5 protein-coding genes are annotated in these 10,781 nt (G+C 61.3%); all 5 read left to right on the plus strand.

Translation table 11 applies throughout. The features are described 5' to 3' along the window. A partial coding sequence (locus tag ACRESD_RS22925) for a multidrug efflux RND transporter permease subunit (protein WP_431752992.1) occupies nt 1-2,940 on the plus strand: 2,940 nt, incomplete at its 5' end. Next, nucleotides 2,937-6,044 carry an efflux RND transporter permease subunit gene (locus ACRESD_RS22930; RefSeq protein ID WP_431752993.1) on the plus strand — a complete coding sequence of 1,036 codons (3,108 nt, stop codon included), beginning with the start codon at nt 2,937-2,939 and terminating at the stop codon, nt 6,042-6,044. The genes ACRESD_RS22925 and ACRESD_RS22930, both read left to right, overlap by 4 nt. After that, the gene (locus ACRESD_RS22935; RefSeq protein ID WP_431752994.1) at nt 6,041-7,516 is read left to right on the plus strand and encodes an efflux transporter outer membrane subunit; all 1,476 of its coding nucleotides are present in this window, start codon (nt 6,041-6,043) and stop codon (nt 7,514-7,516) included. Before ACRESD_RS22930 ends, ACRESD_RS22935 begins: the two co-directional genes overlap by 4 nt. 345 nt (nt 7,517-7,861) lie before the next feature. Beyond that, nucleotides 7,862-9,958, plus strand: a complete 2,097-nt coding sequence (locus tag ACRESD_RS22940; RefSeq protein ID WP_431752995.1) for a putative bifunctional diguanylate cyclase/phosphodiesterase — start codon at nt 7,862-7,864, stop codon at nt 9,956-9,958. Between the two features lie 54 nt (nt 9,959-10,012). Beyond that, a complete protein-coding gene (locus ACRESD_RS22945) occupies nt 10,013-10,759 on the plus strand; it encodes an SDR family oxidoreductase (RefSeq protein WP_431752996.1) in 747 nt (248 codons plus the stop codon). The last annotated feature ends 22 nt before the right edge of the window (nt 10,760-10,781 follow it).

The following is a 10,781-nucleotide window of genomic DNA, read 5'->3' on the forward strand; positions in this document are numbered from 1 at the left end:
AGTCCGGACGTAATGACCAGCGCGGTCACGGCGCCCCTGGAGCGTCAGTTCGGACAGATGCCCGGCCTGACCCAGATGGCGTCTACCAGCTCCGGCGGTGCGTCGGTGCTGACCCTGCGCTTCAACCTCGACATCAACATGGATGTCGCCGAGCAGCAGGTGCAGGCCGCGATCAACGCCGCCACCAACCTGCTGCCCAAGGACCTGCCGGCGCCGCCGGTGTACAACAAGGTCAACCCCGCGGACACCCCGGTGCTGACCCTGGCGATCACCTCCAAGACCATGTTGCTGCCCAAGCTCAATGACCTGGTCGACACGCGCATGGCGCAGAAAATCGCCCAGATCAGCGGCGTCGGCATGGTCAGCATCGCCGGTGGTCAGCGTCAGGCCGTGCGTATCAAGGTCAACCCTGAGGCCCTGGCGGCCAATGGCTTGAACCTGTCGGACGTGCGTACCCTGATCGCCGCGTCGAACGTCAACCAGCCCAAGGGTAATTTTGACGGGCCGACCCGGGTGTCGATGCTCGACGCCAACGACCAGTTGGTTTCGCCCCAGCAGTACGCCGAGCTGATCCTGGCCTACAACAACGGAGCGCCGCTGCGTCTTAAAGACGTGGCGCAGATCGTCGATGGTGCCGAGAACGAACGTCTCGCCGCTTGGGCCAATGAAAACCAGGCGGTGCTGCTGAATATCCAGCGCCAACCCGGTGCCAACGTGATCGAAGTGGTGGACCGCATCAAGGCGTTGCTGCCGAGCATCACCGATAACCTGCCGGCCGGTCTCGATGTGACGGTGCTCACCGACCGTACCCAGACCATCCGTGCTTCCGTCACTGACGTTCAACACGAATTGCTCATTGCCATTGCCCTGGTCGTGATGGTGACGTTCCTGTTCCTGCGCCGCTTCAGTGCCACGATCATTCCGTCCATCGCCGTGCCGCTGTCGCTGGTCGGCACCTTCGGCGTGATGTACCTGGCAGGTTTCTCCATCAATAACCTGACGCTGATGGCCCTGACCATCGCCACCGGTTTTGTGGTGGACGATGCCATCGTGATGCTGGAGAACATCTCGCGTTATATCGAGGAAGGCGAGACGCCGCTGGCCGCAGCACTCAAGGGCGCCAAGCAGATCGGCTTCACCCTGGTGTCCCTGACCCTGTCGCTGATTGCAGTACTGATTCCGCTGCTGTTCATGGCCGATGTGGTCGGGCGATTGTTTCGCGAGTTCGCCATCACCCTGGCGGTGGCGATCCTGATTTCCCTGGTCGTCTCCCTGACGCTCACGCCCATGATGTGCGCGCGGTTGCTCAAGCGCGAACCCAAGGAAGAAGAGCAGGGCCGTTTCTACAAGGCCAGCGGCGCCTGGATCGACTGGTTGATCGAAGCCTACGGGCGCAAGTTGCAGTGGGTGCTCAAGCACCAGCCGCTGACTTTATTGGTGGCCATCGCCACCTTGGGCTTGACGGTATTTCTGTATCTCGTGGTGCCCAAGGGCTTTTTCCCCGTGCAGGACACCGGGGTGATCCAAGGCATTTCCGAGGCGCCGCAGTCGATTTCCTTTGCGGCCATGAGCCAGCGTCAACAGGAGTTGGCCAAGATCATCCTGGCCGATCCGGCGGTGGAAAGCCTGTCGTCCTACATTGGTGTGGATGGTGATAACGCCACCCTCAACAGCGGCCGTCTGCTGATCAACCTCAAGCCCCACGGGAAGCGTGACCTGAGCGCAGCCCAGGTGATCACCCGGCTGCAACCGGAAATCGACAAGCTGGTGGGCATCCGCCTGTTCATGCAGCCGGTGCAGGACCTGACCATCGAAGACCGCGTCAGCCGCACCCAGTACCAGTTCAGCATGTCCTCGCCGGACGCCGAGCTCCTGGCGCTGTGGAGTGACAAACTGGTGCACGCCCTCAGCCAGATGCCAGAGCTTACCGACGTCGCCAGCGACCTGCAGGACAAGGGCCTGCAAGTATTTCTGGTGATCGACCGCGATGCAGCCTCGCGCCTGGGCGTCAGCGTCTCGACCATCACCGATGCGTTGTACGACGCTTTCGGTCAGCGGCAGATTTCCACCATCTACACCCAGGCCAGTCAGTACCGCGTGGTGCTACAGGCGCAATCCGGTGAAAACCTCGGCCCTGCGGCCTTGAACCAGATCCACGTGAAAACCACCGACGGCGGCCAGGTGCGGCTGTCGAGCCTGGCCCATGTGGAACAGCGCCAGGCCCAACTGGCGATTGCCCATATCGGCCAGTTCCCGGCGGTGATGATGTCGTTCAACCTGGCCCCTGGCGTGGCGCTGGGCAAAGGTGTGGAGCTGATCAACCAGACCCAGAAAGACATTGGCATGCCGGTGGGCGTGCAGACCCAGTTCCAGGGTGCGGCACAGGCCTTCGAAGCTTCGCTGTCGAGCACCTTGCTGCTGATCCTGGCGGCGGTGGTCACCATGTATATCGTGCTGGGTGTGCTGTACGAGAGCTACATTCACCCGATCACCATCTTGTCGACCTTGCCGTCGGCCGCGGTGGGGGCATTGTTGGCGTTGCTGCTCAGCGGCAATGACCTGGGCATGATCGCGATCATCGGCATCATCCTGCTGATCGGTATCGTGAAAAAGAACGCGATCATGATGATCGACTTCGCCCTCGACGCCGAGCGTAACCAGGGCCTGGACCCGCAGACCGCCATCTACCAGGCGGCGCTGTTGCGCTTCCGGCCGATTCTGATGACCACTCTGGCTGCGTTGTTCGGTGCGGTGCCGCTGATGCTGGCTACCGGTTCCGGCGCAGAATTGCGTCAGCCGCTCGGGCTGGTGATGGTCGGCGGTTTGCTGGTAAGCCAGGTCTTGACCCTGTTCACCACACCCGTGATCTACCTGTACTTCGACCGTCTTGGCCGTCGCTGGCGCAAAGAGCCGCAAAGCCTGGAGCCGGTTGAGTCATGAACCTGTCCGGACCTTTCATTCGCCGGCCGGTCGCTACCATGCTGCTGAGCCTGGCGATCCTGTTGCTCGGCGGCGTCAGTTTCAATCTGTTGCCGGTGTCGCCGTTGCCACAGATCAATTTCCCCGTGATCGTGGTGTCGGCCAGCTTGCCCGGCGCGAGTCCCGAGGTAATGGCGTCTACGGTAGCGACGCCGTTGGAGCGCTCATTCGGCTCGATTGCCGGCATCACGACCATGAGCAGCAACTCCAGCCAGGGTTCCACGCGGGTGATCCTGGCGTTCGATTCCGACCGGGACATCAATGGCGCGGCGCGGGAAGTGCAGGCGGCCATCAACGCCTCGCGCAACTTGTTGCCCAGTGGCATGCGCAGCATGCCCACCTATAAGAAGGTCAATCCGTCCCAGGCACCGATCATGGTGCTGTCGTTGACATCGGACGTGTTGAAGAAGGGAGAACTCTACGACCTGGCTTCCACCATCCTTTCCCAAAGCCTGTCCCAGGTGCCAGGGGTCGGTGAAGTGCAGATCGGTGGCAGCTCCCTGCCGGCGGTCCGCATCGAGCTGGAGCCCAAGGCGCTCGACCAGTACGGCGTGGCGTTGGACGATGTGCGCAACACCATCGCCAATGCCAACCAGCGGCGTCCCAAGGGTTCCCTGGAAGACAGTGAGCGCAATTGGCAGATCCAGGCCAACGACCAGTTGGAAAAGGCCAAGGACTACGAACCGCTGCTGATTCGCTACCAGAACGGCGCCGCCCTGCGCCTGGGGGATGTGGCAAAGATCAGTGATGGCGTGGAGGACCGCTACAACAGCGGCTTCTTCAACAACGATGCGGCGGTGTTGCTGGTGATCAACCGTCAGTCCGACGCCAACATCATCGAAACGGTCCGGCAGATCAAGGCTCAGCTGCCAGCGTTGCAGGCGGTGCTGCCGTCCAGCGTCAAGCTCAACCTGGCCATGGACCGCTCACCGGTGATCACCGCGACCTTGCATGAAGCCGAGATGACGTTGCTGATTGCGGTGGCCCTGGTGGTGCTGGTGGTGTACCTGTTCCTGGGTAACTTCCGCGCCTCGTTGATCCCGACCCTGGCGGTGCCGGTGTCGTTGGTGGGCACCTTCGCGGTGATGTACCTGTACGGCTTCTCCTTGAACAATTTCTCGCTGATGGCCTTGATCCTCGCCACTGGGTTGGTGGTGGACGATGCCATCGTGGTGCTGGAGAACATTTCCCGGCACATCGACGACGGCGTGCCGCCGATGAAGGCGGCGTACCTGGGGGCCAAGGAAGTCGGCTTTACCTTGCTCTCGATGAACGTGTCGCTGGTGGCGGTGTTCCTGTCCATCCTGTTCATGGGCGGCATCGTCACCAACCTGTTCCGCGAGTTTTCCGTGACCTTGTCAGCGGCGATCATCGTTTCGCTGGTGGTGTCGCTGACGTTGACCCCGATGCTCTGCGCGCGCTGGCTCAAGCCCCATGTCAAAGGCCACATGACCGGCTTGCAGCGCTGGAGCCATAAGGTCAACGACCGTATGGTCGCGGCGTACGCCACTAGCCTGGATTGGGTGTTGCGTCATCGGCGCCTGACGCTGCTCAGCCTGTTCATCACCGTGGGGGTGAACATCGCGCTGTACGTGGTAGTGCCGAAGACCTTCATGCCGCAGCAGGACACCGGCCAGTTGATCGGCTTTGTGCGCGGTGATGACGGGCTGTCGTTCGGCGTGATGCAGCCAAAGATGGAAACCTTCCGCAAGGCCGTCCTCAAGGACCCGGCCGTGCTCAGCGTGGCCGGCTTCATCGGCGGCAACAACGGCACCAACAACGCGGTGATGCTGGTGCGGCTCAAGCCCATCGCCGAACGCAAGATCTCGGCCCAGGCGGTGATCGAGCGTATCCGCAAGGAGGTCCCGCTGGTGCCGGGTGGCCGGTTGTTCCTGATGGCCGACCAGGACCTGCAATTTGGCGGCAGTCGCGACCAGTCCAGTGCGCAGTACTCCTACATCCTGCAAAGCGGAGACTTGGCGGCGTTGCGCCTGTGGTACCCGAAAGTGGTCGCCGCCTTTCGCGAGCTGCCGGAGCTGACCGCCATCGACGCCCGTGAAGGCCGTGGCGCTGCCCAGGTGACACTGGTGGTCGATCGCGATCAGGCCAAGCGCCTGGGCATCGACATGAACATGGTCACGGCGGTATTGAACAACGCCTACAGCCAGCGGCAGATTTCCACCATCTACGACAGCCTCAACCAGTATCAGGTGGTGATGGAGGTCAACCCGAAATACGCCCAGGACCCGATCACCCTGAACCAGATGCAGGTGATCACCTCCACGGGCGCGCGGGTGCCGTTGTCGACCATCGCACACTATGAGAACAGCCTGGCGAATGATCGCGTCAGCCATGAAGGCCAGTTCGCCTCGGAAAGCATTGCGTTCGACATGGCACCTGGGGTGACGGTGGAGCAGGGCACCGCCGCTATCGAGCGGGCGATTGCCAAGCTCGGTTTGCCTGAGGACGTGATCGCCAAGATGGCCGGCACCGCCGATGCCTTCGCGGCGACCCAGAAGGGCCAGCCGTTCATGATCCTCGGTGCGCTGGTGGCGGTGTATCTGGTGCTGGGTATTCTGTATGAAAGCTACATTCACCCGCTGACCATCCTTTCGACCTTGCCGTCGGCGGGTGTGGGGGCATTGCTCTCCATTTACTTGCTGGGCGGCGAGTTCAGCCTGATCTCCTTGTTGGGGTTGTTCCTGCTGATTGGTGTGGTGAAGAAAAACGCGATCCTGATGATCGACCTGGCCCTGCAACTGGAGCGCCATGACGGCATGAGCCCGCAAGAATCGATTCGCAGCGCCTGCCTGTTGCGTCTGCGGCCGATCCTGATGACCACGCTCGCGGCCATCCTTGGCGCCTTGCCGTTGCTGCTCGGCGCGGGCGATGGCGCGGAAATGCGCCAACCGTTGGGCCTGACCATCATTGGCGGCCTGGTGTTCAGCCAGATCCTGACCCTTTACACCACCCCGGTGGTCTACCTCTATCTCGACCGCGCGCGCCATCGTTTCAACGCCTGGCGCGGCGTGCGTACCGATGCTGCCTTGGACACTGCGCTATGACCGATTCAACGTTTGCCAAATTGGCCATGAGCATGCCCCGTGGTTCCCGCGTGGCCGGCTTGGTGCTGTGTGGTGCCTTGCTCAGCGCTTGTGCCATCGGCCCCGACTACAAACGCCCGGAAGTGGCCGAACCTGCACAATTCAAGCAAGCCCAGGGCTGGCGCCAGGCCACGCCGAGCGACTCCCTGGCCCGTGGCGCGTGGTGGGAGCTGTACGGTGATCGCCAACTGAATGAATTGGTCGAACGCCTGAACAACTCCAACCAGACCGTGGCCCAGGCCGAAGCGCGCTTCCGCCAGGCCCAGGCCCAGGTACGCAGTGCCCGGGGGGCGTTTTTCCCGACGGTGGACCTGAGTGCCGGGAAAACCCGCGCCAGCCAAGGCACCGGCAGCAGCAACGCCAGCCTCAGCAGCTCCAGCAGTGGTATTCGCGACACCCTCAATACCCAGTTGGGCGTGAGTTGGGAGGCGGATGTCTGGGGCAAGCTGCGCCGTGGCCTGGAAGCCAACGAAGCGACCGCCGAGGCCAGTTCGGCGGACTTGGCGGCCATGCGTTTGAGCCAGCAATCGGAACTGGTGCAGGACTACCTGCAATTGCGCGTCATGGATGAACAGACCCGCCTGCTGCAAGCCACGCTGGATACTTACCAGCGCTCGTTGAAAATGACCGAAAACCAATACCGCGCCGGTGTGTCGGACAAGGCGGCCATCGCCCAGGCGCAAACCCAACTCAAGACCACCCAGGCCAGCCTGATTGACCTGATCTGGCAGCGCGCCCAGCTGGAAAACGCCATCGCCGTATTGATCGGCGAGGCACCGGCCAATTTCAACCTGGCTGTGAGCAAGACCATTCCCACATTGCCGCAGGTTCCCGTCAGCGTGCCGTCGCAGTTGCTTGAGCGCCGTCCGGACATCGCCTCTGCCGAACGTTCGGTGATTGCCGCCAATGCCAATATCGGGGTGGCGAAAGCCGCTTATTACCCGGATCTGACCTTGAGCCTGGCGGGTGGCTATTCCAGCAGCACCTACGCCGACTGGATCAGCCTGCCGAACCGGTTCTGGTCGGTGGGGCCGAAACTGGCCATGACCTTGTTCGACGGCGGCCAGCGTTCGGCGGAAGTCGACCGTACCGTGGCTACTTATGATGAGACTGTGGCCAAGTACCGCCAGACCGTGCTCGATGGTTTCCGTGAAGTGGAAAACTACATGGTGCAGTTGAAGGTGCTGGAGGACGAGGCGGTGGTCAGCAATGAAGCGTTGGCATCGGCGCGTGAATCGTTGCGGCTGACCGAGAACCAGTACAAGGCGGGGTTGATTGCGTACCTGGATGTGGTCACGGTGCAGGCCACGGCCCTCAGCAATGAGCGTACCGTGTTGACGCTGTTGCAAACGCGGTTGGTGGCGAGTGTGCAGTTGATCGCGGCGCTGGGCGGGGGGTGGGATGGGCACACGTCGGTAGTGGACAAGGACTGATTGAGGTTTCAAGCAGCACCAGAGCCGATTGCTATCTCCCTGATGCAAGTAGATCAAAATGTGGGAGCGGGCTTGCTCGCGAATACGGTGGTTCAGCCAAGTATCCGGTGACTGACACACCGCTATCGCGGGCAAGCCCGCTCCCACATTTTTGATCGAGTTCTGCCCCAGGATCCCCATCAGGACCGAACCAAAATCCCACCTTCCCAAGCCGGTAGATTGACGTCAAAATGCCTATAATGGCTTTCTGATAATTAATCAACCCCCCCATAATTATTCTCGCTACAATCGCCCACTTTGCCATCTGGTACGGGCGTTTCAGGCCCGTCGGTTCTGAGAAACCCCATGCTTATCGGTAGTTATTCCCCCTCTTTGGTCGTGATCTCCCTGTTCGTGGCGATCCTGGCATCCTATACCGCGTTGGACCTGGCAGGCCGCATCGCGACCACCAAGGGTCGTGCGGTTTATTTGTGGATTGCCGGCGGTGCATTGGCGATGGGCGTGGGTGTGTGGTCCATGCACTTCATCGGGATGTTGGCGTTGCGCCTGCCGTTTGCGCTGGGGTTTGACGTAGGCATCACCGCGTTGTCGTTGCTGATCGCGATATTGTCCAGCGGCTTTGCGTTATGGCTGGTCAGCCAGCAACGCCTGCCCCTGTGGCAACTGGCCTTCGGCGCGTTGGTGATGGGCGCTGGCATCAGCAGCATGCACTACACGGGCATGGCGGCCATGCGCATGACGCCGGGCATTGACTACGACCCTGCGCTGTTTGGCGCGTCGTTGCTGATTGCGGTGGTGGCCTCCGGCGCTGCGTTGTGGATCGCTTTCAACCTGCGCCGCAACACGCCCTATGTACGCTTCACACGTGCAGGCGCGGCCGTGGTCATGGGGGTGGCGATCGTCGGCATGCACTACACCGGCATGGCGGCCGCTCAGTTTGCCGACGATAGTTTTTGCGGCGCTGCATTGTCGGGGTTGAGTGGCAAGGGCCTGGACTATCTGGTGCTGGTGACCAGCCTCTCGGTGTTGATCATTGCCCTGTTGACCTCCTTGCTGGATGCCCGCCTGGAGGCGCGCACCGCCGTGCTTGCCGACTCCCTGACCCTGGCCAACCAGGAACTGACCCACCTGGCTTTACACGACATGCTCACCGGCCTGCCCAATCGCACGTTGCTTTCCGACCGTATCCAGCAAGCGATGCAGGCGGTGACGGAGCAGGGTAGCTGCTTCGCTTTGATGTTTATTGACCTGGACGGTTTCAAACCGGTCAACGATGCCTTCGGTCATCACATGGGTGATCAGTTGTTGCGTGAGGTGGGATTGCGCCTGCGCGAGGACTTGCGCAGCCAGGACACCCTGGCCCGTATCGGTGGCGATGAGTTCGTGCTGCTGGTGCAACTGATGCAGCCGGACGACGCCATGGGCCTGGCCGAACGTCAGGTCGCCCTGATCAACCGCATGTTCACAGTGGCCGGGCATGAGCTGAAGATCTCCGCCAGTATCGGTATTGCCCTGTTCCCGGGCAATGGCAATAACCCCGAAGAACTTCTGATGAACGCCGATGCCGCCATGTATCACGCCAAGAGCATGGGCAAGAATGGCTACAGCTTCTTCGATGTGTCGATGAACACCAATGCGCGCAAACAGTTGCAGCTGTTACAGGACTTGCGCAACGCCCTCGAACATCAGCAGTTCTGCCTGCATTACCAACCCAAATTCGATGCCATCAGTGGCCGCGCAGTGGGTGCTGAAGCGTTGCTGCGTTGGGAGCACCCGCAACAGGGCTTGTTGCTGCCTGTCACGTTTATCGAATTGGCGGAAAAGACCGGCTTGATCATTCCCATCGGTGAGTGGGTGCTCAATGAAGCCTGTCGCCAGATGGCCATTTGGTATGCCCAGGGCTACAAAGACTGGCGGATCGCGGTGAACCTGTCGGCGTTACAGTTCTGTCATGCCGGATTGGTCAAGAGTGTCGCGGCAGCCCTGGCCAGCCACCAGTTGCCGGCCAACAGCCTGACCCTGGAAATCACCGAGACCACCGCCATGAGCGATGCCGATGCCAGCATGACGGTCTTGCAGCAGCTCTCGGACATGGGCGTGGACCTGTCCATCGATGACTTTGGCACCGGCTACTCCAGCCTGATGTACCTCAAACGCCTGCCGGCCAACGAGTTGAAGATCGACCGCGGTTTCGTGCGCGACCTGGAGCACGACAGCGACGACGCGGCCATCGTTTCGGCCATTGTTGCGCTGGGCCAGGCCCTGGGGCTGCGCATCGTTGCCGAAGGGGTGGAGACCGACGTCCAGCAAAGTTTTCTCACACGCCTGGGGTGCAACTCCCTGCAGGGCTACTTGTTGGGCCACCCTTTGCCGGCGGATGGCTTCATGGCCGATATCCAGCGTGCCGAAGACGCAGCCGCGCCTGACAAAAACGACGTGTGACGGGTATTCTTGGACTCAACCCTAAACGTTTGGTTGATTCAGGAGGCAGCACCCATGGATAAAGTCGTCATCATCACCGGAGGTAGCCGTGGGATCGGCGCCGAGACGGCACTGTTGGCTGCCCGGCAGGGCTATCGCATCTGCATCAACTATCAGTCGGATGAAGAAGCGGCCCAGCGCGTGCTGGAACAGGTGCGTGCATTGGGTGCACAGGCTATCGCTGTACGGGCGGATGTCAGCATCGAGGATGAAGTGATCGCGCTGTTTCACCGCGTGGATACCGAGTTGGGCCGTGTCACGGCGTTGGTCAATAACGCCGGCACCGTGGGGCACAAATCGCGGGTCGATGAGATGTCCGAGTTCCGTATCCTGAAAGTCATGAAAACCAACGTGTTGGGCCCCATCCTGTGTGCCAAGCATGCGCTGCTGCGCATGTCGCCAAGGCACGGCGGGCAGGGCGGCAGCATTGTCAACGTGTCGTCGGTGGCGGCGCGGCTGGGCTCGCCGGGCGAATATGTCGACTACGCAGCGTCCAAAGGCGCCCTGGATACCTTCACCATTGGTTTGTCAAAAGAAGTGGCGGGCGAGGGTATTCGCGTCAACGCGGTGCGTCCCGGTTATATCTTCACTGACTTCCATGCCTTGAGCGGCGACCCGGACCGGGTCAGCAAGCTGGAGTCCGGTATTCCGATGGCCCGTGGTGGCCGTCCGGATGAGGTGGCGGAAGCGATTATCTGGCTGTTGTCGGACAAGGCTTCCTACACCACCGGTACGTTCCTCGATCTGGGCGGTGGCCGTTAATTATCCAGCGCCTGTATAGACG

Source organism: Pseudomonas sp., from assembly GCF_050739995.1.
In the GTDB taxonomy this organism is placed as follows: Bacteria; Pseudomonadota; Gammaproteobacteria; order Pseudomonadales; family Pseudomonadaceae; genus Aquipseudomonas.

What these genes read in the sequence shown, in the direction of transcription:
- ACRESD_RS22945 (WP_431752996.1), top strand. Translation starts at nt 10,013, where the DNA reads ATGGATAAAGTCGTCATCATCACCGGAGGTAGCCGTGGGATCGGCGCC.
- ACRESD_RS22930 (WP_431752993.1), top strand. Translation starts at nt 2,937, where the DNA reads ATGAACCTGTCCGGACCTTTCATTCGCCGGCCGGTCGCTACCATGCTG.
- ACRESD_RS22940 (WP_431752995.1), top strand. Translation starts at nt 7,862, where the DNA reads ATGCTTATCGGTAGTTATTCCCCCTCTTTGGTCGTGATCTCCCTGTTC.
- ACRESD_RS22935 (WP_431752994.1), top strand. Translation starts at nt 6,041, where the DNA reads ATGACCGATTCAACGTTTGCCAAATTGGCCATGAGCATGCCCCGTGGT.